Here is a 25,372-nt window from a genome sequence, read left to right as displayed (position 1 = left end):
ACTTATGATGTTAACTACCCTATCTTATTCTATATTGAAATTAACTTTGCTACAAGTATTATTTGTTTATTTCTTAAACAAAAAGATAAATTGTTTATTTTTAGTCAAAAAACGCTACAAAATTAATGTTTTTTATTCCTTTCTTGCATATCCCTTACTTTTTTAGGTGTAACATCGTTACCTCTCGGATCTATAACCGTCATGGACTTCATCTGGTTTTTAAAAGATTTTCTCACATTTTTCAAGTACTCTTCACGTAAGCTTCGTTGTTCTTCCTTTTCGTTATTGGAGAGTCCTTCATTTTTGGACTTTTTAGCCAGTTCATTGATTCGATTTAATTTTTCTTTAGAAAGCATACATCGTTTCCTTTCTTTAAGCTGAAATAAAAAACAAGAACATTGTCGATGTTCTTGCCATAAATCTTACTATTCAACAACTAGATATTCAAGTGTTTTGGTATTCCTGATATCTTCTGTGCACAGTTGCTTTCGAAACATTGTAGCCCATTCCATTTAACGTTTTGGTTATTTCATCAAATGTAAGTTTATTCTGACGTAACCTAACTACTTCGTCAATGGGAAAAGCAATCCTTTCTCTTCCAGCAGCCATATGCTGATTGGAAAGGTTTTTCGTAGGATTGTATCCTTGGGACACAGCGCGTTTCATCCCTCTTTTTATTTTTGCGTTATGAATTTTACGCTGATATTCTTCTACTAAACCTACTATTTGCAATACCATGGAATCGGATTCTGATAATACTAATTCACCGTCATGAATTGCAGTATAGATTGGTATATTTAATTTATGTAATTGATGGAACAACGCAATTTTAGTATTACCTCTTCCAAGTCTAGTCTCATCTTGTATCAGTAAACAATCCGCTTCCTTGTTTGCAAACTTATCTAGCATGAGAAAAATTCCTTCACGGTCTATTTCATAACCACTGACTTTTTCTTCGATAGAATCAACAACTATTAATTCTTGACGGTTTGCAAGTTTAAGTAATTCTTCCTTTTGCCGAGCTAAAGAAGTCTCTTGCGTTGATTTATCTGTGCTTACTCGGCAATATATGATAGCTTTCAATTTTTCTATCTCCTTATTATCCGCTAATTATAATAGAAACATATAAGAAGCCTAATGTTAATGCAAAAGAAACTAAATAAAATAAATCTGTTTTTGTAATATTACCAAACATAGAAAAGTCCCCCTTTTAATCAATAGAACTTCTGTTCGTATAATGATATTATCACACGAACATACGATCTTGTCAACGGTTTTTTCGAACGAATGTTTGCGTAGCCTATCATAAAATGGTAAACTATCAATAATAAATCCTATGCGCGAGGTGTATAATAGATGACAAAACTTTCAAATAGACAACAAATGATATTGGAATTCATAAAAAATGAAGTAAATGAAAAAGGCTATCCGCCATCCGTGCGCGAAATAGCAGTTGCAGTTGGTCTAGCTTCCAGTTCAACTGTTCATGGTCATCTGGAAAGATTAGAAAGTAAAGGATACATACGAAGAGACCCTACAAAACCAAGAGCAATTGAAGTATTAGATCAAAGTGATGAGGGAAATATTCCTAGAGAAGAAGCTCGTTATGCACCTGTCATTGGTAAAGTAACAGCAGGATTACCTATTACAGCAGTTGAAAATATAGAAGAGTTTATTCCACTGCCTACTTCCAGTGCAAGTCCAGATGATAACTTATTTGTTTTAATTATAGATGGAGAAAGTATGATTGAAGCAGGTATTCTTGATAAGGATATGGTTATTGTTAAACAACAAAACACAGCAGATAACGGAGATATTGTTGTTGCGATGACCGAAGAGAATGAAGCAACTGTAAAACGTTTTTTCAAAGAAAAAGATCACATTCGTCTTCAACCCGAGAATGCAACCATGGAACCGTTAATCTATCAAAATGTTACCATTCTAGGTAAAGTTATCGGTTTATATCGCAATATACACTAAGAGATTTTATAAACGAGAAAAAGGAGCAAACACCATAAATGGCTTTGCTCCTTTTTTTAGTAGATTAATATATTGTAATATACTGTTCTCTCTCCCAAGGATGTACTTGAGTACGGAACATATCCCACTCAATTTCTTTTGCTTCCACAAAATGTTCATAAAGATGGTCACCAAGTGAATTCTTAATTACTTCATCTTTTTTCAGCTCATTTAGCGCAATTGCTAATGTACTAGGTAAATTTTGAATTCCAGCTTCCTCCCGTTCTTCATTAGACATAACATAAATATTACGATCTACCGCTGCTGGTGGAGTTAATTTATTTTCAATTCCATCTAGGCCAGCAGCTAATAATGAAGAAAGTGCTAAATATGGATTAGCAGAAGGGTCGACACTACGAGCTTCCACACGAGTACTTACTCCTCGCGAGCTAGGAACACGTAACAGTGGACTTCTGTTAGAACCAGACCAAGCAACATAACTTGGTGCTTCATACCCAGGCACTAGACGTTTGTAAGAATTTACTGTTGGGTTTGTAACAGCAGTAAATCCTTGAGCGTGTTTCATTATACCAGCAATAAAGTGAAATGCCGTTTCACTTAATTTCATATCTCCATTAGCATCATAAAATGCATTTTCTCCATTTTTAAAAAGCGACATATTAACATGCATTCCTGAACCATTCACCCCAAACAGTGGTTTTGGCATAAATGTTGCGTGCAGGTTATGTTTTCGTGCGATTGTTTTAACCACTAATTTAAATGTTTGAATATCATCTGCATGTTTGACTGCATCTGAATATTTAAAATCAATTTCATGCTGACCTGGAGCAACCTCATGGTGAGAAGCTTCAATTTCGAATCCCATTTCTTCTAATTCAAGCACAATATCACGGCGACAGTTTTCACCTAGGTCAGTTGGAGCTAAATCAAAATATCCACCTTGGTCATTTAGTTCTAAAGAAGGTTTGCCTCTTTCGTCTAATTTAAATAAAAAGAATTCTGGCTCAGTCCCAATATTAAATGCATTAAACCCAAGTTCCTCCATTTTTTTCAGGTTCCTCTTAAGATTATATCGAGGATCACCTTCGAAAGGAGTACCATCCGTGTTATAAATATCGCAAATAAAACGAGCAACTTTTCCTTTTTCTGATGTCCATGGAAACACTACAAAAGTATCTAAATCAGGATATAGGTACATATCTGATTCCTCGATACGTACAAACCCTTCAATAGAAGATCCATCAAACATCATTTTGTTATCCAAAGCCTTTCCTAATTGACTAAGTGGAATCTCTACATTCTTAATTGTTCCAAGCATGTCAGTAAACTGCAAACGAATAAATTTAACATTTTGTTCATTAATTTGTTTTACTACGTCTTCCCTTGTGTATTTTCCCATTACACGCCTCCTAGGTGATTATAATTAGAATTACCAACTGATCTAAAAAGTAAAATCAGCGATTAGTAAAAAACCTTGATAATTCCCCTTGTCTTAAATTAGATTGGCCTAATTTTCCTGGCTGTTTTAATTCGTTTCGTAGGATTTTCCTTAATTCTTTTTCTGTTAATTCCGTCTCCTTCGTTGTCACTTTTTTCTCTTTTACGCCTTTAGATTCCTCTAACAATAATTTGATTCCCGCTAAATTTAGACCTTTATCTAATAAATCTTTAATTTCTAGCAATCTATCAACATCGTTAAAGGAGAATAAACGTTGATTCCCAGCCGTTCTGTCAGGAAATACTAATTTATTTTCTTCATAGTACCTTATTTGTCTGGCTGATAGTTCTGTCAATTTCATGACTGTACCTATGGAAAATAAGGGCATCGAACGACGCTCTTTATCATTCAAAAAATGACCCCCTAGACCTTATCTGTTTACAAGTATATTTAATGTAATAATAGATGTCAAGACGATGTTAGGTTTCCTTACATATAAATAGAATTCAAATATCTAGAGGCTGTGAAATACATTGTAATCCTTTTTATATATGTAGATATCCTACTTCCATCAAATGTTTTACCGCTTCTGTTAACGCAATCTTTACATGTGCGTAAGTTAATCCACCTTGCACATAGGCCGTATATGGTTTACGTATGGGGCCATCTGCAGACAGTTCAATACTAGCACCTTGGATAAATGTACCGGCCGCCATGATTACTTCATCCTCGTACCCCGGCATTTCACTTGGATATGGCGTAACATAGGAATTAATAGGTGAATTTCTCTGGATTGCCTGACAAAAAGCAATCATTTGTTCTGGTTGTTCAAAAATGACCGACTGAATTAAATCTGTCCGTTTCTCTTGGTAAGCTGGCGAAGTTTGAAAACCTGCTAACTCTAAAAATCTGGCTGTAAAAATGGCTCCCTTTAATGCCTCACCAACAACATGTGGTGCTAAAAAGAAACCTTGAAACATTTCCTGAAGCATATTAAAAGTAGCACCTGTTTCTTTCCCTAACCCCGGTGCAGTTAAGCGATTCGCACAACGTTCAATTAGATCTCTTTTTCCCGCAATATATCCTCCAGCTCTAGCAATACCTCCACCTGGATTTTTTATTAGAGATCCAGCTATTATATCCGCTCCTACATGAAGAGGTTCCTTTTCTTCCACAAATTCACCGTAGCAGTTATCCACAAAAATGATGATGTCCTTATTGATTTCTTTAATAAAATCAACCATCTCTCGAATCTCTTCTATTGTAAAAGAGGGACGGCTAGCATATCCTTTTGACCGTTGAATACCAACTACTTTCGTTTTCTTTGTAATGGCGGTAGATACTTCGTCAAAGTTAACTTTACCCTCATCCGTTAATGGAATTTCATTATAGTCAATATTAAAATCCATTAAAGAACCTGTGTTAGTCCCTCGAATGCCAATTACCTCTTCTAAGGTGTCATATGGCTTTCCCGTAATGTAAATTAATTCCTCATTAGGTCGTAGTATTCCAAAAAGGGTGGTGGTTATTGCGTGTGTACCCGAAACAATCTGTGGTCTTACAAGCGCATCCTCACCACCAAAAACCTCTGCATATACTGATTCTAATCCTTCTCTTCCCAAATCATCGTACCCATAACCACTAGTTGAGTGGAAATGACTGTCACTGATTCGGTTATTTACAAAAGCATCTAATACACGTTTTTGGTTATTTTCAACTATTTGATTTATTTCTAAATGAATTGGATTACAATCCGACTCTGCATTTTTAACAATATTTTCAATCATATTTCAGCTTACTCCTTAGATGATATTCACCATTTATTTTGTTTTCTTAAATTTCTTTATCCTCATTATTGTGACTTACTAAATAATTTAAAGAATGGTGTGGTGGAACATAACCATTTATTATATACTTGTTTAGTACTTCATCAAAACTATTATCCTCAATGATTGTATCACGTTCTAATTTTGCCATCACTTTTCCATCACTCGAATCAATTTGCACATGATAATAGTTCCATGCTTCTTTAAGCAAGGACTCCGTTTTTAAAAGCAATTCCTGTAAATCTTCTTTTTCATAAGCACTTATGAGTATATTAGGGTGATACAAGGGAATAAACTCTTCTTGACCTAAATCTTTTTTATTATAGACTGTCAACATTGGTATGGTATGGGCATCAAGTTCTTCGAGAAGTTTCATTACAGTTTTTTGTTGCTCTACTTGATTCTCCTGGGACATATCTACCACATGCAATAAAAAGTCAGCTTCTTTTACTTCTTCCAAAGTGGATCGAAATGCCGCGATTAAAGAAGTAGGTAAATCCTGAATAAATCCTACTGTATCCGTAATTAACGCTTGAAAACCAGATGGTAATTGTATCTTTCTTGTTAAGGGATCTAGTGTAGCAAATAACTTGTTTTCTTCCAGCGATTCACTGTCCGTTAATCGATTAAAAATGGTGGATTTACCGGCATTAGTGTAACCGACAATAGCTATTTGAAAAACATCATTTGATTTTCTCCGATTTCTATACTGTTCACGTTGGCGGACTACCATTTTTAGTCTTCGTTTAATATCAGTAATACGATTTCTAATGTGACGTCTGTCTGTTTCCAGTTTTGTTTCTCCAGGACCTCTTGTACCAATCCCAGCCCCAAGACGTGACATTTCGACACCTTGTCCAGCAAGTCGTGGTAGCATATATTCTAATTGTGCAAGTTCAACCTGGAGTTTCCCTTCTTTTGTCTTTGCTCTTTGTGCAAAGATGTCTAGAATAAGTTGACTACGATCAATGATTCTAACACCTAAATAATTTGTTAAATTTCTTAATTGACCTGGAGATAACTCGTCGTTAGATATAACAAGATCTATTTCAGATTCTTCGACTTCCTGCCTAATTTCATCAATTTTTCCACTCCCAATATAGGTAGCAGGATGAATTTTAAGACGGTTTTGAGTCATCACTTTGTGAACTACACCACCAGCAGTTTTTCCTAAAGATATTAATTCATCTAAAGAAGATTGAAAGCGCCATTCGTCTTGTTCTGGTTTTTTGACTGCAATAATTAATATTTTCTCTTCTAGCATTAATACAACCTTCTCTCTATATCCTCATTGTTTATTAAGGCTCTTTTCTAATGGAATGTTGCTACATATAGTTACGTCGCATTTTATACAGACTATTGATATCTTTAATTCAGAATAGTATTAGGAGTTTCTATCGACTCCAACACATTTAAAAAGCAACAAAATTTACGAACAGAGCCTTTATTAAATATAATTTCCAAAATCTATAGTTTCATCATAACAAGAAACCGTACTTTTATAAAAAAATTACTTCTCCAGTTTTTATTACACTGGAGAAGTTGTATTCATCTCTAAAATTGCTGCAATTCATCTAGTTGTAAATCACTGCCTGTTAAGTAGATTAAATCATCGGAAGAATAACGATTAAGTTCAAGTAATCGAACGGCATGAACTCGAATAGAGTGTTCAATTACATTACGTATATATCGTGCATTCGCAAAATTCCTTAGCCGCTCTTGTGTTTTCTTATATAGATGGTTCCTTAATTCCCATTCCGCTTCTTTCGTTAATTTGTACTCTCTTTCCGCAGCCATCTGTTTAGCTATTTCAAGTAGTTCATTTACTTTATAGTCTTCAAAATCTAAAATAAAGGGGAACCTTGATTTCAACCCTGGATTTAATCGTAGAAAACGCTCCATTTCAGCTGGATATCCCGCAAGTATCAATACAAAATCGTTTTGATTGTCTTCCATATGTTTTACCAGAGTATCAATTGCTTCCTTGCCAAAGTCTTTTTCACCACCACGAGCTAATGAATAGGCTTCATCAATAAACAACACACCGCCTATTGCCTTCTGAATAATGGCGCGGGTTTTTTGTGCAGTTTGCCCAATATACTCGCCAACTAAATCTGCTCTTTCAGCTTCTATAAAATGCCCTTTTGACAATAGATTCATATCAAAATAAAGCTTTGCCAGTTTTCTAGCAACTGTTGTTTTTCCAGTACCTGGATTCCCTTTAAATAACATATGCAACACTTGCTTGCTATCCTTTAAACCAATCTCTCTACGTTTTTCATTTATAACTACGGTAGCATATATTTCTTTAATGGTAGCTTTTAATTTATTCATTCCAATAAATGTAGAAAATTCTTCATCTATATTTTTAAATGGATTATTCTCCTGGGAACGTAGATGATTACTGTCTTCTACTTTTACTTTTTTATTGTCATGTAATATGATATTTATTTGGCTATTCTTATAACGATTTTTTTGCGATTCCACACCATCACCCCTTCAGTCACACATAGTATACGCACCAATCAAATAAGTTGTGACAAATGCCTATACCGAGCGCCGGGGTAACTCTTAAACAACTAAAAAACGGACGATTTCTCGCCCGTTTATAATTTTATTCTTTTTCAAGAGTAATGTTCTTTACTGGTGCAAAGGTTGAAATTGCATGTTTGAAAATAAGTTGTTGTTTCCCTTCTGTTTCCACCAATACAGTAAAATTATCAAACGCTTTAACAATGCCCCTCAATTGATAACCATTGGTTAAGATTACAGTGACTGAGATATGATTCTTTCGTAATTGATTTAAGTATTGGTCTTGAATGTTTACAGATTGTGCCATCGTGCTTCCTCCTCTTTTCTATCTATACTTAATTAATTCTATTTATTTTTCAAAATTCCTGCTAAATCATCTAAAATCATAGGAAACTTTTCATTTCGATTTGAATTAGTTACGTCATACCAGGTAATGTCCATTTTATTCTTGAACCACGTATACTGACGTTTAGCAAATCTTCTGGAGTTTCTTTTCAAAATCTCAATACATTCCTCGAGTGATTGTTCGCCTTCAAAATAAGGAATAAATTCCTTATAACCAATTGCATTCATCGACTGAGATTTGCTATAACCCTTACCAATTAACGTCTTTACCTCTTTCAATAAGCCACTATTAATCATTTGATCAACACGTAAATTAATGCGTTTATATAATTCTGCTCTATCCATTTCTAACCCAATTAACACTAAATTATACGGAGACTCTGCAGTTTGATTTTTTTGATACTCCGTCATGCTCATTCCGGTTGTTTCATAGATTTCCAACGCACGAATAACACGCCTATAATTATTTGGATGTATCTTTTCTGCTTGTACTGGATCAATTTTCTCAAGGTACTTATATAAGGGTAATGGACCTTCTTCTTCCATTCTTTTTTCTAATTTCCTTGTGATAAACTCATTTCTCTTTTGAGTTGAAAAGTTATAATCATATAAAGCCGCTTGTATATATAATCCGCTTCCACCAACAATAATTGGTAGTTTATTGCGACTAGATACTTCCTCTATGTAGCGTTGAACATATTCTTTAAAATCAGCAACTGAAAATCCCTCATCTGGCTCTTTAATATCTATCATGTGATGAGGGATACCTTCCATTTCATCTTTTGTTATTTTAGCAGTTCCAATATCCATGCCTCTATAAATTTGCATGGAGTCCCCACTTATTACCTCCCCGCCAAATCGTTTTGCCACTTCAATACTTAGGTTAGTTTTACCTACAGCGGTAGGCCCCATAATTGCAATTACGGTTTTTTTCATTAGTATTCCCCTAATTCCATTATTTATTCCTGAGTGTCATATGCGCGATAACTATTTAGCATCCAAACGTATTTCTCCAATTTCCCTTGGATGGTAATGAGTAAGTCAGCCGATGGTTCATCTTCATGCTTTTCTGCAAGAGGAATTCCTTCCTCTTTAATTTCATCGATAATTTGTTTGTAATCTTTTGTCAGCTGATCTATTATTTCATTTTCCTTATCATCCGCATTCGCTTCTGTTAATGTCGTTTCTTTTAAATATTTAATCATTGTAGCTAATGGTTTTCCATCAATAGCTAATATCCGTTCCGCTATCTCATCTAGATCACTTGCGACCATTTCATACATTTCTTCAAACTTTTCGTGTAAGGTGAAAAAATGTCTTCCTTGAACAAACCAATGATAACGATGCAATTTCACATACATAACAAAATAATTGGCTAAAGTTTGATTCAAAAAATTAATTAATTCCTGATTTTTATTCTCCAATTAGCACACCTCTACATTCTAGAATATTAGTACTGCGGTTACCTTTTACTAGAAAATACTTAATATACCTCTGTTAAACTGAAGGCCTTTTATTATATCTTTACCCTAGAGGTGTGCTGTTTATACTTCATTACATAACACGCTTGAACATTTTTTCCAACTCATAGGTGGAGAAATGAACAATTATTGGTCTTCCATGTGGACAGGTAAATGGGTCTGTTGTATTTCTAAGATCTTCGAGTAATCGGAGCATTTCATCGTTGTTTAGATAGTGATTTGCTTTGATGGACCGTTTACAGGACATCAAAATTGCTGCATCTTCACGTATAGACTCAATATTAATTCTTTCTTCATTCATAATTTGCTCAACCATTTCTCGAATAACTTCTTCTTCAAACCCATTTGGAAACCAATTTGGATGAGAGCGAATAACATAGGTTTGATTGCCGAATTCTTCAAAGAACAAGCCTACTTTTTCCATTTCTTCTTTATACTTATCAATAAAGATGGATTCCTGTTTGGAAAATTCAAAGGTCATTGGGAGCAGTAATTCCTGTGATTCTTTAGGTGGTTTCCCTAACTTATCTCTAAAAAACTCATACTTAATTCTCTCTTGAGCTGCATGTTGATCAACCATGTATAGCCCGTTTTCATTTTGAGCCAAGATATAGGTTCCTTGCAATTGGCCGATTGGATACATTGCTGGAATTCGCTGACTAGACGAATTAGCGAATTCTATTGTTTTTGTCTCTTCCTGTTTGTTTGATACTTCTTCATTTTCATCCATCGGTTCCGTAATACTAGAAGTTGGTTGAATTGGTTCAGAAAGAGAACTGTAATTTGTAGCAGCTGTTTGTATATCGTGAGTAGCTGTTTCTTTATTTTCAGCCGTATTCATTAGACTAGGTTCATTTACCACAGTAGAGCTTTCAAAATTCATCATATGTTGGTAAGACTTCTCTTTTGCTTTTGGCTTCTGTGTTTCCATTTCAGGTATTAATGTAAGCTCCCTAAACTTATTTCGGATAAGTTCTTCTAGTTCAGAGAATAATTCTTTATCCTTACTAAAACGGACTTCTAGTTTCGTTGGATGCACGTTGACATCAACTAAAATAGGATCCATCTTAATCGAAAGGACAACAATAGGTGACCTACCAATAGGTAATAACGTATGATAACCGCGAATAATAGCTTGTGATAATGGAATACTCTTAATATATCGTCCATTAATAATGGTAGAAATATAGTTACGGGATGCTCTTGTTACTTCAGGTTTAGCGATATACCCTTCAATCGAAAAATCTAATGTTTTATGTTTTATGGGAAGCATATTTTTAGCAACATTCATTCCATATACTTGTGAAATCACTTGTAGCATATCACCAGTACCAGCAGTTTTGAATAGTCCTTTTCCATTATGAGTTGCTTCAAATCGTATATTTGGATGTGATAGTGCAAGACGATTTAGTAGGTCTGTTATATGACCTAATTCCGTATGAATTGTTTTCATATATTTAAGACGTGCAGGTGTGTTGAAAAATAAATTGTCAACTGTTATTTCTGTACCTTTTCTCGCATCACTTTTCTTTTTTTCGATGATTTTTCCGCCTTCTAATAAAAGACTCGCTCCTGCTCCTATACCTTCAGAAGTTTTAATAGTTAACTTGCTTACGGAAGCAATACTAGCTAATGCCTCTCCACGAAATCCTAGTGTTTTCACATGAAATAAATCATTCTCATCTTTAATTTTACTTGTAGCATGAGGAAGAAAAGCCCGTTCACAATCTTCCTCACTCATTCCTTCTCCATTATCCGTTACTTTTATTTGTTCAAGTCCTGCTTCTGAAACATCAACTTTAATCCACGTACTGTTTGCATCAATACTATTTTCTACTAATTCTTTTACTACCGATGACGGCCGTTCAACAACCTCACCTGCTGCGATTTTATTAGCTAAAGCATCAGACATTTGAACAATTTTCATGCAAACAAAACCCTTTCCATTCTTAACCTTCTATTTTTTTGCCTCTTTTTGCAAACGATATAACTCATTCATTGCTTCCATAGGAGTCATATCAAATAAATTCAATTCTTTTAGTGATTGAAGGACCCCTGCCTTCGAATTAGTAACATTCTCTTTTTGTTTTTCATCTGGCTGCTCCTCTTCCACAAAAAAAGATAGCTGACCAGATTCTAATTTTTCTGTTGTCGGCTCTGCCTTATTTCCCGTTTCTAACTCTTGTAAGATTGTACTCGCTCGTTCAATTAATAAATCGGGAAGATTAGCCAGTTTTGCAACATGAATACCGTAACTTTTATCTGCTGCTCCTTCATTTATTTGGTGTAGGAAAACAACATTACCCTCATGTTCTTCTGCTCTAACATGAATATTTTTTAATCTTGGTAATGATTGTTCTAATGCTGTTAATTCATGATAGTGTGTTGAAAACAATGTTTTGGCATGTATGTTGTTGTGAATATACTCTACTATTGCTTGAGCTAATGCCATCCCATCATAGGTACTTGTCCCACGACCGATTTCATCTAGTAAAATTAAACTCTTATCTGTGGCATTAGATATTGCATGATTCGCTTCAAGCATTTCCACCATAAAAGTACTTTGTCCTGAAACCAAATCATCTGCAGCACCTATTCGAGTAAAAATCTGGTCAAAAATTATTAGTTCCGCTTCATCAGTCGGTATAAAACATCCGATTTGGGCCATTATCACTGTCAAAGCAAGTTGACGCATATACGTACTCTTACCAGACATATTTGGTCCGGTAATCAATAATATATTGTTATTTTCATCCAATGATATATCATTAGGAACATACAATCCATCTTTCATTACTTGCTCTACCACAGGATGACGGCCATTTTTAATATGAAGCTGTTTATCTCCAAAGGTTGGACGTTTATAGTTGTTCTTCTCACTAACTGTAGCAAATGCCTGTAATACATCAATTTGACTTACCACATCAGCAAGGTGTTGGAGCTCAGGAATATGTTCCTTAATTCTATCGCGTATCTCTATAAATAACTGGTATTCTAATTCCACACTCTTTTCTTCAGCTTCCAGAATTAATTGTTCCTTTTCTTTGAGTTCTGGAGTAATAAACCTTTCCGCGTTAGTTAAGGTTTGCTTACGCTCATACTTACCTTCAGGCAATAAATGTAAATTAGCTTTCGTCACTTCAATATAATAACCAAATACTCGATTATACCCAATTTTTAGTGATTTAATGTTTGTCTCTTGTTTTTCTTTTTGTTCTAATTCCGCAATCCATTTCTTTCCATTCCTAGAAGCATAACGGTAAGAATCCAATGTCTCATGATAACCATCTTTAATAATAGAACCTTCTTTAATGGAAGTTGGTGGGTCATCCACAATTCCTGCTTCAAGCAACTCCACGATATGTTCTGGATAAATTAAACTATCAGCTAATTCTTGAATCTCCTTCTGTTCGAATTGCTTTAAGATTATTTTTAACTCAGGAATTCTTTCCAAGGAATGTTTGAGTTGAATTAAGTCTCTCGCATTTACATTACCAAAAGCAATTCTCCCGGATAATCTCTCCAAATCATAAACTGATTTTAACGTTTCTCTAATGGAGTCTCTTTCCATAAAGCTTTGGTAAAGTCCTTCTACCATATCTAATCTGTCTTCAATACGCTGTCTATCTAATAATGGACGCTCCAGCCATTTTTTTAGCATTCTGGAGCCCATCGCTGTAACTGTTTGGTCAAGCACCCATAATAAACTTCCATGCTTCCCTTTTTTTATAATAGTTTCTGTTAACTCCAAATTGCGTTTGGAATACATGTCCAATGATAGATAGTCTTTTAACTCTATTACTTCCGCTTTCTTCAGGTGATCCAATGAACGCTTTTGTGTATATTGGATGTAGTTTAACAGTCGGCTGAATCCTTTCATTAAACGTTCATCATTTAAGTTCTCACTTAGATTGCGGTATTCTGCATTAAAAGTAATTTCATTCTGATAAGATAGTGTTACATTCAATCGATCCTTTAACTGTGTTTGCAAACTCTCCGGTAAATTAGAGGAAATAACAATTTCTCTAATTGGTTGATTGTATAACTCATGAATTACCGCATCCCAACCATGAGATATTAGCGCAATACGATTCTCACCAGTGGACAGGTCATTATAAACAATAACAAAACTCCCATCTTGAAAATGAGAAAGACTAGCAATATAGTTGTTTTCACTTTCACTCAGCATATTACTTTCCATTACCGTTCCTGGTGTAATAAGCTGTACAACTTCTCTTTTTACAACTCCTTTAGCCGTTTTAGGATCTTCTACCTGCTCACAAATAGCAACTTTATAACCTTTTTCAATTAACGTTTTAATGTAATTCTCTGCTGAATGATATGGTACCCCACACATTGGAATTGATTCACTATTACCATTTCCACGTTTTGTCAGTGTGATTTCTAATTCTCTTGCTGCTTTAATTGCATCATCATAAAACATTTCATAAAAATCACCTAAACGATAAAACAAAAAGGAATCCTTATAATCTGCTTTAATCTTCATATATTGTTCCATCATTGGTGTTAGCTTCGCCATTAAATAATCCTCCATTAGAAAACTCACATTCGCCCTCGTCTATGTCGAATGTGTTTAATAGATACTTAGTATTTATGTTTACCTTGTTATTCTACATTAACATCCTTAACGTGCAAAAATCGATAATTACTTATACAATTATAGCATATTTCAGTGGAGTTAGAGAAAGGGAGATTTTTTTATAAATAATTTAACATGTAGATTGAGATGTTTGTTGAATTGGCTCTTTTCTAATTGATTGTTGCTTTTTATAGTTAGGGTACATTTTATATAGACTCCTGATTAATTTAATTAAAGATAAATGTGTAATGTAGTGCGTTGTTGATTTCCGCTCCGGGCAGTCGCTTTCCGTAGCGGGTAATAGCACTATTCTTAATTACATATATCAACAGTTTCTATCAACTTCGACATAATTAAAAAGAAACAAAACGTGCGGTAAGAGCCATATATAATCAATCGTTTGTTCAGAACAAAAGTGCTGCATCCTGTACCTGCCTATTTTTTATATCGCAGACAAAATAAAAAATACGAGAGAATACTCCCTCGTATTTTTTGCTAATCTTTCTTGCCTAAGAAATTAGGTTTAACCCCTTCTAGTTCATCGTCTGTTACGTGATGATCCCACGCATCATCATCATCGTCATCATCGTAATCCCAATCTGGATCTACTCTCACAAATACTTTTGTCTCTCCAATTACTTGCACAATAAATTCTCTTTCAATTTCTACAACAATTTTATGACCGTTGCTTGCGATTTTGCATTCTAAGCAATTAGGCTGTTGAATTACTTTGGCAACAACATCGTATTCGTCGCTTATTGTATTTTTATCTTTAATAGCTAGTGGGATAACATCTGTATAATTCACTCTTTCAGTAACTACTTCCGTTTTCGTATTATCATTGTACGAATACCAAATATTGATATCGTAACTTCCACTAATTTCTACTGTATCTTCAGATTTCTTCTTTGCATTATATAAATGATTGATTACCCAGCATCCTAGAATACTTGAAGGTCTATGTGACGGTGTAATGGAATGAGAATCCTGTGCAAATTTACGGCCTTTCCCACAGACTGCTTTTGTGATGATTTCTCTATATTCTTTATCAAGAAAAGTCATAATTACTTTTACCTCCTCTTTTTTCATAGTCATTTTATGCAAGACAAATACCTAAAGTGCATAGCTATTTTTTTATCTCAATAATGAGCTTGAAATTGTACATATAAAATACTGCGAATCGATTAAGATTTACTATAGGTAAACGCGGATAATACATGATACGCTTTTAATTTTTAAGTGTGAACGAACTATAGTTAATTTTTTGTTATTATCCGAGGATAAATATAAAACGTATAAAGAAAAGAACCAGATAAGAAGTATCACTTCTTATCTGGTTCTAATATTAGTGTGAACAGCCTATTTTATTGCTCGATTTCGCTCCAGTTTCACCAGCTAAAACGTCTCCGCCAGTGGATTCAATAACACTATTAGTTACTTCCCTGGCAATAGTTCCAGAAACTAATTGTAAAACATCATTTACAACAACTTGCGTTTCCTTAAATTCCTGTACGACAGGTATTTCATCAATTTCATTTTGTAATCGATCGATTTCTTCATCCACTTTTTTTAGTGCTTCTTGCTTTCCATAAGCTTGAAAATTAACTGCTTGTTTTTGCAGTGTTTTTATTTTTTGTATTAATTTTTGAACCTTTTGATTTTCGTTTAATTTTGCTTCAACTTGTTTGAAACGATCTATTTCGTCTGTACCGGAGAGCATTTCTGCCAGTTTCTTCGCTTCTTCCAGCACGTCTTTACGTGTGTATTTAGCCATGTTAGTTCACCTCAATTGTATTTTCGACCATTGTACCATCTAAGGACCATGTTTTTGTTTCAGTTATCTTAACATCTACTATTTTTCCAATGGCAGATTTAGGTCCCTTAAAGTTTACTAGCTTATTCTTTTCAGTATAGCCTGCAAGAACATCTGGGTCTTTTTTACTTTCACCTTCAACCAATACTTTTACAACTTTATCTTTGTATTGTTTCATGGATTCAGCTGATTGCTTATTAACTAATTCATTTAAACGATAAAGCCGTTGTTTTTTTACTTCTTCAGGTACATCATCCTTCTTACGAGCTGCTGGTGTCCCCTCACGTGGAGAATAAATAAATGTGTATGCTGACTCAAAACCAACTTCTCTTACTAGAGACATGGTCTCTTCAAATTGTTCCTCGGTTTCATTTGGAAACCCTACAATGATATCAGTTGTAAGCGTAGCATTAGGAATCGCCTTCCGTATCTTACGCACTAATTCTAAAAAGTCTTCTCTCGTATATTTACGATTCATCTTCTTAAGAACTTCACTGCTTCCTGATTGTACCGGGAGATGTATATGGTCCAGTAAATTTCCACCTTTTGCTAAAACTTCAATTAGACGATCATCAAAGTCTCTAGGATGGGAGGTAGTAAATCGAACTCTCGGTATGTCAATCTTATGAATATCGTCCATTAAATCGCCAAATGTATAGTCCATATCCTCAAAGTCTTTGCCGTAAGCATTTACGTTTTGGCCAAGTAATGTTACTTCCTGATACCCTTCAGCAACCAAGTGTCTGACTTCTTGAATAATATCTTCTGGTCTGCGGCTTCTTTCTTTTCCTCGAGTCATAGGTACAATACAATAAGTACAGAATTTATCACAACCATACATAATATTAACCCATGCCTTAATTTTGCCCTTTCTGGCCTTAGGAAGGTTCTCTATGATATCGCCTTCTTTAGACCATACTTCAACTATCTGTTCTTTTCCAAACATCGCTTCTTTCACTAACTGGGGTAATCGATGGATATTATGCGTACCAAATATTAAATCAACATGTGGATGTTTCTTCATAATACGATTTACGACTGATTCTTCTTGTGACATACAACCGCATACACCAAGAATTAAATCCGGTTTTTCCAACTTAAGTGGTTTAAGGTGGCCAATTTCACCAAATACTTTGTTCTCAGCATTTTCACGGATAGCACACGTATTAAGTAAGATAATGTCCGCTTCATTCGTATCAGTTGTAGATTCATAACCTAATTCATTAAGTATACCGGCCATAACTTCTGTATCATGTTCATTCATTTGACATCCATATGTACGAATTAAAAACTTCTTCCCTTTCCCTATTGAGGCCATATCTTCAGGTATAGAAAAGTCATAATGAAATTTCACGTCTTCTTTGAAACGTTTTCTTGCCTTATTTATGTTAGGTGTTTGATTGCTTTGAAAATATTTTGTTATTAATTCATCACTGGAGGTGTTTTTTATTCGTTCCATATTTTCATTGTTATCATGAATAGAATCTACTTGTCTAATTTGTGCCTGCTCTTTACGCTGTTGTTCATTCATTTGCCAAACTCCTTCCTTAAGTTGCCTTATTAAAGGTTGTTCGCTTATTATGTCTGATTCCTTTACAATAAGGATCTTCGACTTAGCTAAGTGGTCCTATATCTGGATAAGAACACTCATTAATATGTATATAAGTTTACAATTTAACAGTATAACCCTTAATTATAAATTTAACAATAAAATGAAAGATGGGCAAATAAAAACCTTCCATCAATTAGGAAGGTTTCAAAACAAGATTAAAAATCTGATAGATAAGAACCATGAGGTCTATGTTGAATGAACAAGATAGTCTATCTAGGTTCAACAATCAATTTAATTGCTGTTCTTTCTTCGTTATCAATCATAATATCTGTGAAGGCAGGGATGCAAATTAAGTCTACTCCACTAGGTGCTACAAATCCTCTCGCTATAGCAACAGCTTTTACAGCCTGATTTAGCGCACCTGCCCCTATAGCCTGAATCTCCGCTGTACCACGTTCACGTAAAACATTCGCAAGTGCACCCGCTACTGAATTTGGACTTGATTTCGCTGAAACCTTTAATACTTCCATGACTAGTACCTCCTTCATTTGCTATTGTAGTTCTATTGCTACTATATTCTTGGAGATGTTAGCTTATTCCCTATTATGCATCAATTTTTCATAAGATTCAATTTAATCACCTTCATGAAGCCCTTTATAATAAATTTATGATAGATATTTTTTTACCCGAAGAATGGATGATCATCATTTATTAGTATTCTCTCAACCTTGGATGTCTGTCCAGTTTTATTATCAAGTGTCACTAGTATTGCTCCAAGCTGTGTTCTTCCGTTTTTGGTAACCTCAAATCGTACTGGTAATGAAGTTTTAAATTTTTTAATTACTGCATCTCGATCTACCCCAAGAATTCCATCATAGGGTCCTGTCATACCTACGTCAGTTATATATGCAGTTCCTTGAGGTAATATGCGTTCATCAGCTGTTTGAGTATGCGTATGTGTTCCAACAACCGCGCTCACACGACCGTCTAAATACCAGCCAATAGCTTGTTTTTCACTAGTTGTTTCTGCATGAAAATCCAGAAAAATAAGATTTGTACGTTTTTTTGCTTCCTCAACTAGTTCATCGGCCTTTAAAAAAGGATCATCAATTGCTGGAAGAAAAGTTCTTCCCTGCAAATTAATAATAGCTACTTCTACTCCATTAACATTTACATAGACAATTCCTTTTCCTGGCGTTCCTTCTGGGAAGTTAGCAGGACGAATCATGTATTTAGCATCATCAATAAATTCAAATATCTCTTTTTTGTCCCAAGTGTGGTTTCCCATTGTAATAACCTGGGCTCCCCATTCCATAAATTGCTTATATATCTTTTCGGTAATTCCTTTACCTGCTGCAGCATTTTCTCCATTAATGATAGTTAAATTGGGCCGATATTTTTCTTTTAGCTTTGGCAAATACTCTTTTACCATTTCTCTTCCAGGCGACCCAACAACATCACCAATAAATAATATTTTCATAAAAAATCATCCTATCTATTATAATACCTATAGTTTTTCATATAGTTTTTTTAATGTCAAAATTTAAGGAAACTCCGTATACCTTTAGCAATTATATCTTCTAAGTTGATAGCAACTCCTGATTTATTTCATTCAGAATAAATAACTAATGGAGCAATTCGTTAGCACCGCTACGGAAATACACTCCGCTTTCCGCGGGGAGCTTATGAGCCTCCTTCGTGCTGAAAGCGTTTGCGCCTGCGTCTTCCAGTAGTGCTTCGAAGCGGGCTTTCTCGGCGCAAGGGAACGAGGAAGATTATTCAAGTAGTTCCCTCACTACGTAGTCTCACCGATGCTCTTCTTCCCGCAGGACAAGGAACGCTTCGGCAGGTTACATCGCACGCAGAAAAAAGTGGTCTTCTTTTTTCAAGGAGTCTCCGTGTATTTCCTACGCTAAGTTCCTGCTCTACTTGTATTTAACTTCGAAAATTCTGTTTAAACAACGAACAACTACCTCAAACTTGACGTTATGGTCTATAGCCTTAAAGCTATCAAGAGCTTATAACATAGCGGAGGCAGAATACGAAGACTCCTCGAAAATGAAAAGCACATTTTCTTCGTGCGATGCTTCGCTGACGTAGTCTTCTTTGTCCTGCGGGAAAAGCACGTGTCCGAAGACCCCACAGCGAGGGTACTACTTGACGAAGCTTCTTTGGCCCTTGCGCCGAGGAATCCTACTTCGAAGCGTTACTAGTAGACGCAGGCGCAGGTATAGTCTTTCCGCGAGGAGGCTGAGGCCGTGCCCGCGTACCGCAAGTATTCTGCCGGAGCGAATGATCGCACAAATCAAACATAAGTGTGAGCGATAGCTACATTATTCTGAATTAAAGATATTACCAATCTATATATTTATGACATGAAAAAGTCTATCAAAAAAACAAAAGCAGTCATAGGACTGCTTTTGTTTGCTTATTTCGCATATTCAACTGATCTTGTTTCTCTGATTACTGTGACTTTTATGTGTCCTGGATAATCAAGTTCACCTTCAATCCGTTTGCGTATATCCCTTGCAACACGTACGGATTCTAAGTCATCTACTTCATCCGGTTTGACCATGATTCTAATTTCGCGGCCAGCCTGTATTGCGAATGATTTCTCAACACCTTCAAATGATTCAGAGATTTCCTCAAGTTTTTCTAATCTCTTGATATAGTTTTCAAGTGTTTCACTTCTTGCACCAGGTCTAGCAGCAGATAACGCATCCGCCGCAGCTACTAATACAGCAATAACGGAAGTAGCTTCTTCATCTCCATGGTGAGAAGCAATTGAATTTATAACAACTGGGTGTTCTTTATACTTCAAAGCTAACTCTTTACCAATTTCAACATGGCTGCCTTCTACTTCATGATCAATTGCTTTACCTATATCATGAAGCAAACCAGCTCTCCTTGCTAACGTTACATCTTCGCCTAATTCAGCAGCAAGTAAACCGGAAAGGTATGCAACCTCAGTAGAATGCTTCAGCACATTTTGACCATAGCTTGTACGATATTTCAAACGTCCAAGTATCTTCACTAAGTCTGGATGTAGACCATGTACACCAACCTCAAATGTTGTTTCTTCTCCCACTTCGCGTATATATTCATCAACCTCGCGTCTAGCCTTATCCACCATTTCTTCAATACGAGCAGGATGGATACGACCATCTTGAACAAGTTTTTCTAATGCAATACGAGCAATTTCTCTTCGAATTGGATCAAAACCAGATAATACAACTGCTTCAGGGGTATCATCAATAATTAGATCAATACCAGTTAACGTTTCCAGTGTACGTATATTACGACCTTCACGTCCAATGATTCGACCTTTCATCTCATCATTTGGAAGATTTACAACAGATACTGTTGTTTCAGCAACGTGGTCTGCAGCACAGCGCTGTAAAGCAAGTGATAGAATACTTTTTGCTTTTTTATCAGCTTCTTCTTTCACACGATTTTCTGCTTCTTTAATCATTACAGCAGAATCGTGTTTTACTTCGTTTTCGATACGTTCTAAAATAATCTGTTTTGCTTGGTCTGTAGTATAACCAGAAATGCGCTCAAGCTCCGTTTGCTGCTTTTCTTTCATAGCTTCCACTTTGCTTTTCATTTCTTCAATTTGTTGTTGTTTTTCTGCTAGTGATTGCTCTTTGTTCTCTAACAACAGTTCACGCTTGTCTAAGGTTTCACTTTTTCTGTCAAGACTCTCTTCTTTTTGCAACAGCCGATTTTCTTGCTTTTGTACTTCCATACGACGATCACGCAATTCATCTTCTGTTTGCTGACGAAGTTTATGATTTTCATCTTTCGCCTCAAGAAGCGCCTCCTTCTTGGAGGCTTCTGCATTTCGGCGTGCTTCATCCACAATCTGTTTTGCTAAGTTTTCCGCACTAGAAATTTTAGCTTCTGCAATAGATTTACGTATCAGATAACCAACAACAATACCGACGATCAGAGTAAGCAAAATGGAGATGACTACATAAATAATGTCCATAATTTCACCTCCTATTGCCATAGGTTTTCATTCATATTGTCGGCATGTAACATTTTAGGTGCATAATCTAACAATTAATCTTATAAAAATTATAAAATTATACAATATCAATTGTAATTGTCTGTATTACAAATGTCAAGAAATCGTCATAAGAACTGTCTAATATAATATCGATTATTTTTGAAAAAGAGGTTTCTTTTACAAGGAATCCCCGTGTATTTTCTCCACTAGTCTGTAACTATTCAACTATTTGCGTGAGTATTGTGAACATTGTTTGAATCAGTCTAAAGCCGTTCCTGCCGAAAGCGTAATATTCTTCTGTAACGAACGGAAGATGCTAACTCCAATAAAATAAGGGAGAGCACAGATGATAGGAATTCCAACTATGTCGCAGTTTCTATCAATCTCGAAACAAATATATAAAACTTTTGAAAGCAGTCTTTTGAGATGAAAAAGAGGCTGGGACAAAAGTATTTCCTCAAAGGAAAACCTGAACATGATTGGTGCGTAAATACCGCTCTGGAAATATACTTCGCTTTCCGCGGGCGGCTGATGAGCCTCCTTCGTGCTAACGCACTGCGGTGTCTCATCTAGGCCTATCATCCCGCAGGAGTCTACGTATATCTCCGCTAAGTAGCACATTGTTCGTTTCCTGAGTTAAAAACTTTAGTTATGTCCCAGCCTCAAATTGCGTCTTCAATTTATTTATACATCAAGTGTTTCTTGACCTGTTTTCTCGGTTTCTTCAGGTTCAGCATCTAAATTGTAACTTTCTCGTATTTTTTGGTGAATTTCATTCATAATTTCTGGATTCTCTCTAAGGAATTGTTTTGCATTCTCTCTTCCTTGTCCGACTCTTTCACCATTATATGAATACCATGCACCGCTCTTATCAACAATATCAAGGTCAGAACCGATGTCAATAAGTTCTCCTTCTTTAGAAATTCCCTTACCATACATAATATCTACTTCTGCTTGTTTAAATGGTGGTGCAACTTTATTCTTCACCACTTTAACTCTAGCTTTACTACCTACCACTTCATTACCCTGTTTTAATTGTTCGGCACGACGAACTTCGAGTCTAACTGAAGAATAGAATTTAAGTGCACGTCCACCTGGTGTTGTCTCTGGATTTCCGAACATAATACCAACTTTTTCACGAATCTGGTTAATGAAAATAGCAGTAGTTTTTGATTTGTTAATTGCACCAGAAAGTTTTCTTAATGCTTGTGACATGAGTCGCGCTTGCAATCCAACGTGCGCATCTCCCATATCACCTTCAATTTCTGCTTTTGGAACAAGTGCTGCAACGGAGTCAACCACAACGATATCGACTGCACCACTACGGACTAGTGCTTCAGCTATTTCTAAAGCTTGTTCTCCTGTATCTGGTTGTGATAACAGTAACTCATCTATATTTACACCTAACGCACGTGCATAGATTGGATCAAGCGCATGTTCAGCATCAATAAAAGCAGCTTGTCCACCTTGTCTTTGTGCCTCTGCGATGGCATGTAGTGCTACGGTTGTTTTACCCGAAGATTCTGGGCCATAGATTTCTATTACTCTACCTCTTGGATAACCACCAATTCCCAATGCAACATCTAGTGCTAGAGAGCCACTAGGAATCGTTGCGATTTTTTGTGCTTCTTGATCACCGAGTTTCATAATAGAACCTTTACCGAATTGTTTCTCTATTTGTCTTAAAGCCATATCTAAAGCTTGTTTTCTATCACCCAACGAGACTACCTCCTTAAATTAACTACTTCCATCATACATTGTTTTTGATCATTTGCCAAGAAAAAATCGAATAAACGTTCTTATATTTTAGACAAAGAAATACGTCAAAAACTTAATTTCAGACTAGTAATAGTGCAGATTTTTATATTTAAATAAATAATAGGCCCTGTTTTATGATTTTAGGAAATTAAAAATAATTTCTAATCCTTTTAGTGTTGCTCTATTACGTATTATATTTCGATTTCCCATAAACTCAAACCTCTGAACAAGTTGATATCCATCTTTAGAAATAAGGGCAATATATACTGTTCCAACTGGTTTCCCTTCCACTCGGTCAGGTCCTGCTACACCAGTAAAACTAATCCCAATATCTGAATCTAGCTTCTGAGAAACATTTTGTGCCATTTCAATAGCACACTCTTCACTTACCGTCCCCTTATTTTTTATAGTTTCTGGTGCTACACCTAGTATATTTTGTTTAACTTTTTTATCATAACTAACAATACCACCAGGGCATACACTGGATGCACCATTAACAGAGATAAGTTTATTTGTGAACATTCCGCCAGTAAGACTTTCAGCCGCTGCAATTTTTTTGTTCTGCTCTTGTAGAAGTCTTACTACTTCTTGTTCAATGGTCTGATCATTTTCCCCAAAAAAGTAATCTCCAACTTTAGCAAGAATTTGACTTTTGGTTTTATCCAACAGTTCATCTACATACTTCTCAGACTCTCCCTTCGCTGTAAGTCGTAAGAGAATACCATTATTTTGCGCTAGTGGAGCAATTGTTGGGTTTTGCTGTGATTGTATAAGACTTTTTAATTCATGTTCTAAAGCAGATTCGCCTATTCCGATAAATTTTAAGACAAGCGATTTAATTAATTCCTTATTACCAGTTTCTTCTTGTAAAAATGGCAAAACATCATGGGTTACTATATCTTTCATCTCTCCTGGTACACCTGGTAGAAAGATCCATGTATTGGACTCGTGTTTAACAATCATGCCTGGAGCCATTCCTACACGATTAAAGAGAACTTTACTCCCTTTAAAAACACGTGCTTGCCTTGAATTATTTGGTGTCATGTTTTGGTTGTGTCTGCTAAAGTAATTTTTTATTTTTTTCATGGATGGCGCATGTTCTGTCATCTCCAAGTTACTCATAAGTTGGAAGGCCTCTCTAGTTAGATCATCTTCCGTTGGCCCCAATCCCCCAGTCACTAGGATGATATCCGAACGATTTTGTGCCTGTTCAAAGACTTTTTTAATTCGTTGCAAGTTATCACCAACTACAGTGTGATGATAAATGTTAATTCCCTGTAGAGCGAGTTTTTCCGATAACCACTGAGCATTTGTATTTGCAATTTGCCCTAATAACAATTCTGTACCTACTGCAACAATTTCAGATTTTAATTGTTTTGTCATTTAGAATCCCTCATTATATGCCAATTTTTTATAAAATAATCAAAACCAGATAAAATCGTAAAAAATAGTGCTATATATAACATGATGCTCCCAAAAGGAAATCCAATATAAGAGAATGGAAAATGATGCAATAACAAAACCGCAATAGCAATCATTTGTGTAGCAGTTTTAATTTTCCCCATGTTTCCAGCTGCTAAGACCATTCCCTCACCAGCTGCAACTAATCGTAACCCGGTTACAGCAAATTCTCTACTTATAATAATGATAACAACCCATGCAGGTGCTAAACCTATTTCAATTAATAAAATTAATGCAGCTGATACTAATAATTTGTCAGCCAGTGGATCCAAAAACTTCCCAAGATTTGTCACTAAATTATATTTTCGGGCGTAGTAACCATCTACCCAATCTGTACCAGATGCAATAATAAAAATAAGAGCTGCTATAAAATGCGACACCGGTAAATCGGTATGCCCAATATTCCATGTCCCCCATTCAAATGGGATACTTAATAAAATAATAAATATAGGAATGAGTAAGATTCTTGAGATAGTGAGTTTATTGGGTAAATTCATGTTTTTAATTCCTTTCTGTTTTTGAATAAGATGCTTTTTTTACAGAGTTTATTTGCTGAATAGATAGAAATTCCATT

At 35.4% G+C, this 25,372-nt stretch carries 22 protein-coding genes; 1 reads left to right on the top strand and 21 read right to left on the bottom strand.

Translation table 11 applies throughout. The features are described from left to right. Nucleotides 1–122 precede the first annotated feature (122 nt). Nucleotides 123–356, bottom strand: coding sequence for a DUF896 domain-containing protein (locus D8M06_RS01800; protein ID WP_121202645.1), 234 nt, complete (start codon nucleotides 354–356; stop codon nucleotides 123–125). 88 nt (nucleotides 357–444) lie between these two features. After that, on the bottom strand, nucleotides 445–1,083 hold the full coding sequence (locus tag D8M06_RS01795; protein WP_121202644.1) for a YneB family resolvase-like protein: 639 nt from the start codon (nucleotides 1,081–1,083) through the stop codon (nucleotides 445–447). 273 nt (nucleotides 1,084–1,356) lie between these two features. Between D8M06_RS01795 and lexA the strand changes: the two genes are divergently transcribed. Continuing rightward, nucleotides 1,357–1,980 (top strand): transcriptional repressor LexA, encoded by a 624-nt coding sequence (lexA, locus tag D8M06_RS01790; protein WP_121202643.1) that lies wholly within the window; start codon nucleotides 1,357–1,359, stop codon nucleotides 1,978–1,980. A gap of 64 nt (nucleotides 1,981–2,044) precedes the next feature. Here lexA and glnA read toward each other — a convergent pair whose 3' ends face one another. The 19 genes from glnA to pgsA form a co-directional block, all read right to left on the bottom strand. Then, nucleotides 2,045–3,379 carry a type I glutamate--ammonia ligase gene (gene glnA / locus D8M06_RS01785; RefSeq protein WP_121202642.1) on the bottom strand — a complete coding sequence of 445 codons (1,335 nt, stop codon included), beginning with the start codon at nucleotides 3,377–3,379 and terminating at the stop codon, nucleotides 2,045–2,047. 55 nt (nucleotides 3,380–3,434) lie between these two features. Continuing rightward, a complete protein-coding gene (locus tag D8M06_RS01780; protein ID WP_121202641.1) occupies nucleotides 3,435–3,830 on the bottom strand; it encodes a MerR family transcriptional regulator in 396 nt (131 codons plus the stop codon). A 133-nt stretch (nucleotides 3,831–3,963) separates the two neighbouring features. Beyond that, on the bottom strand, nucleotides 3,964–5,205 hold the full coding sequence (locus D8M06_RS01775; protein ID WP_121202640.1) for a methionine gamma-lyase family protein: 1,242 nt from the start codon (nucleotides 5,203–5,205) through the stop codon (nucleotides 3,964–3,966). A gap of 46 nt (nucleotides 5,206–5,251) precedes the next feature. Then, nucleotides 5,252–6,508 carry a GTPase HflX gene (gene hflX, locus D8M06_RS01770; protein ID WP_121202639.1) on the bottom strand — a complete coding sequence of 419 codons (1,257 nt, stop codon included), beginning with the start codon at nucleotides 6,506–6,508 and terminating at the stop codon, nucleotides 5,252–5,254. Nucleotides 6,509–6,798: 290 nt separating this feature from the next. Further along, a complete protein-coding gene (spoVK, locus tag D8M06_RS01765) occupies nucleotides 6,799–7,731 on the bottom strand; it encodes a stage V sporulation protein K (RefSeq protein WP_121202638.1) in 933 nt (310 codons plus the stop codon). 127 nt (nucleotides 7,732–7,858) lie between these two features. After that, nucleotides 7,859–8,083 (bottom strand): RNA chaperone Hfq, encoded by a 225-nt coding sequence (gene hfq, locus D8M06_RS01760; RefSeq protein ID WP_121202637.1) that lies wholly within the window; start codon nucleotides 8,081–8,083, stop codon nucleotides 7,859–7,861. Nucleotides 8,084–8,121: 38 nt separating this feature from the next. Further along, nucleotides 8,122–9,057: a tRNA (adenosine(37)-N6)-dimethylallyltransferase MiaA gene (gene miaA / locus D8M06_RS01755; protein WP_121202636.1), complete on the bottom strand. Its 936-nt coding sequence runs from the start codon at nucleotides 9,055–9,057 to the stop codon at nucleotides 8,122–8,124. Between the two features lie 23 nt (nucleotides 9,058–9,080). Next, nucleotides 9,081–9,545 carry a Dps family protein gene (locus tag D8M06_RS01750; RefSeq protein ID WP_277749456.1) on the bottom strand — a complete coding sequence of 155 codons (465 nt, stop codon included), beginning with the start codon at nucleotides 9,543–9,545 and terminating at the stop codon, nucleotides 9,081–9,083. Between the two features lie 130 nt (nucleotides 9,546–9,675). Next, the gene (gene mutL / locus D8M06_RS01745) at nucleotides 9,676–11,529 is read right to left on the bottom strand and encodes a DNA mismatch repair endonuclease MutL (protein WP_121202635.1); all 1,854 of its coding nucleotides are present in this window, start codon (nucleotides 11,527–11,529) and stop codon (nucleotides 9,676–9,678) included. Nucleotides 11,530–11,559: 30 nt separating this feature from the next. Further along, the gene (gene mutS / locus D8M06_RS01740; protein ID WP_121202634.1) at nucleotides 11,560–14,142 is read right to left on the bottom strand and encodes a DNA mismatch repair protein MutS; all 2,583 of its coding nucleotides are present in this window, start codon (nucleotides 14,140–14,142) and stop codon (nucleotides 11,560–11,562) included. Nucleotides 14,143–14,697: 555 nt separating this feature from the next. After that, entirely contained in the window at nucleotides 14,698–15,264 is a 567-nt protein-coding gene (locus tag D8M06_RS01735; RefSeq protein WP_121202633.1) for an outer spore coat protein CotE, read from the bottom strand. Nucleotides 15,265–15,547: 283 nt separating this feature from the next. Next, complete coding sequence (locus D8M06_RS01730) at nucleotides 15,548–15,976, bottom strand: YlbF/YmcA family competence regulator (protein WP_121202632.1); 429 nt, start codon at nucleotides 15,974–15,976, stop codon at nucleotides 15,548–15,550. Nucleotide 15,977: 1 nt separating this feature from the next. Continuing rightward, a complete protein-coding gene (gene miaB / locus D8M06_RS01725) occupies nucleotides 15,978–17,546 on the bottom strand; it encodes a tRNA (N6-isopentenyl adenosine(37)-C2)-methylthiotransferase MiaB (RefSeq protein WP_121202631.1) in 1,569 nt (522 codons plus the stop codon). Between the two features lie 290 nt (nucleotides 17,547–17,836). Continuing rightward, nucleotides 17,837–18,097 carry a stage V sporulation protein SpoVS gene (spoVS, locus tag D8M06_RS01715; protein WP_047186108.1) on the bottom strand — a complete coding sequence of 87 codons (261 nt, stop codon included), beginning with the start codon at nucleotides 18,095–18,097 and terminating at the stop codon, nucleotides 17,837–17,839. A 152-nt stretch (nucleotides 18,098–18,249) separates the two neighbouring features. Beyond that, nucleotides 18,250–19,047: a TIGR00282 family metallophosphoesterase gene (locus tag D8M06_RS01710; RefSeq protein ID WP_121202629.1), complete on the bottom strand. Its 798-nt coding sequence runs from the start codon at nucleotides 19,045–19,047 to the stop codon at nucleotides 18,250–18,252. Between the two features lie 948 nt (nucleotides 19,048–19,995). Continuing rightward, entirely contained in the window at nucleotides 19,996–21,558 is a 1,563-nt protein-coding gene (rny, locus tag D8M06_RS01705; RefSeq protein ID WP_121202628.1) for a ribonuclease Y, read from the bottom strand. Between the two features lie 705 nt (nucleotides 21,559–22,263). Further along, nucleotides 22,264–23,298 carry a recombinase RecA gene (gene recA, locus D8M06_RS01695; RefSeq protein WP_121202626.1) on the bottom strand — a complete coding sequence of 345 codons (1,035 nt, stop codon included), beginning with the start codon at nucleotides 23,296–23,298 and terminating at the stop codon, nucleotides 22,264–22,266. A gap of 171 nt (nucleotides 23,299–23,469) precedes the next feature. Further along, nucleotides 23,470–24,720 (bottom strand): competence/damage-inducible protein A, encoded by a 1,251-nt coding sequence (locus tag D8M06_RS01690; protein ID WP_121202625.1) that lies wholly within the window; start codon nucleotides 24,718–24,720, stop codon nucleotides 23,470–23,472. Further along, a complete protein-coding gene (gene pgsA, locus D8M06_RS01685; protein ID WP_121202624.1) occupies nucleotides 24,717–25,295 on the bottom strand; it encodes a CDP-diacylglycerol--glycerol-3-phosphate 3-phosphatidyltransferase in 579 nt (192 codons plus the stop codon). Before pgsA ends, D8M06_RS01690 begins: the two co-directional genes overlap by 4 nt. Nucleotides 25,296–25,372 lie beyond the last annotated feature (77 nt).

It is taken from the genome of Oceanobacillus halophilus (assembly GCF_003628505.1).
Classification (GTDB): Bacteria; Bacillota; Bacilli; order Bacillales; family Amphibacillaceae; genus Oceanobacillus; species Oceanobacillus halophilus.
Note: the sequence above shows the minus strand (reverse complement) of the source record. Positions and strands in the feature narration are given on the sequence as shown.

Coding starts and splice junctions, on each gene's coding strand:
- D8M06_RS01800 (WP_121202645.1), bottom strand. CDS start 356: ATGCTTTCTAAAGAAAAATTAAATCGAATCAATGAACTGGCTAAAAAG.
- lexA (WP_121202643.1), top strand. CDS start 1,357: ATGACAAAACTTTCAAATAGACAACAAATGATATTGGAATTCATAAAA.
- glnA (WP_121202642.1), bottom strand. CDS start 3,379: ATGGGAAAATACACAAGGGAAGACGTAGTAAAACAAATTAATGAACAA.
- D8M06_RS01775 (WP_121202640.1), bottom strand. CDS start 5,205: ATGATTGAAAATATTGTTAAAAATGCAGAGTCGGATTGTAATCCAATT.
- hflX (WP_121202639.1), bottom strand. CDS start 6,508: ATGCTAGAAGAGAAAATATTAATTATTGCAGTCAAAAAACCAGAACAA.
- hfq (WP_121202637.1), bottom strand. CDS start 8,083: ATGGCACAATCTGTAAACATTCAAGACCAATACTTAAATCAATTACGA.
- miaA (WP_121202636.1), bottom strand. CDS start 9,057: ATGAAAAAAACCGTAATTGCAATTATGGGGCCTACCGCTGTAGGTAAA.
- mutL (WP_121202635.1), bottom strand. CDS start 11,529: ATGAAAATTGTTCAAATGTCTGATGCTTTAGCTAATAAAATCGCAGCA.
- mutS (WP_121202634.1), bottom strand. CDS start 14,142: ATGGCGAAGCTAACACCAATGATGGAACAATATATGAAGATTAAAGCA.
- D8M06_RS01735 (WP_121202633.1), bottom strand. CDS start 15,264: ATGACTTTTCTTGATAAAGAATATAGAGAAATCATCACAAAAGCAGTC.
- D8M06_RS01730 (WP_121202632.1), bottom strand. CDS start 15,976: ATGGCTAAATACACACGTAAAGACGTGCTGGAAGAAGCGAAGAAACTG.
- miaB (WP_121202631.1), bottom strand. CDS start 17,546: ATGAATGAACAACAGCGTAAAGAGCAGGCACAAATTAGACAAGTAGAT.
- spoVS (WP_047186108.1), bottom strand. CDS start 18,097: ATGGAAGTATTAAAGGTTTCAGCGAAATCAAGTCCAAATTCAGTAGCG.
- D8M06_RS01710 (WP_121202629.1), bottom strand. CDS start 19,047: ATGAAAATATTATTTATTGGTGATGTTGTTGGGTCGCCTGGAAGAGAA.
- rny (WP_121202628.1), bottom strand. CDS start 21,558: ATGGACATTATTTATGTAGTCATCTCCATTTTGCTTACTCTGATCGTC.
- D8M06_RS01690 (WP_121202625.1), bottom strand. CDS start 24,720: ATGACAAAACAATTAAAATCTGAAATTGTTGCAGTAGGTACAGAATTG.
- pgsA (WP_121202624.1), bottom strand. CDS start 25,295: ATGAATTTACCCAATAAACTCACTATCTCAAGAATCTTACTCATTCCT.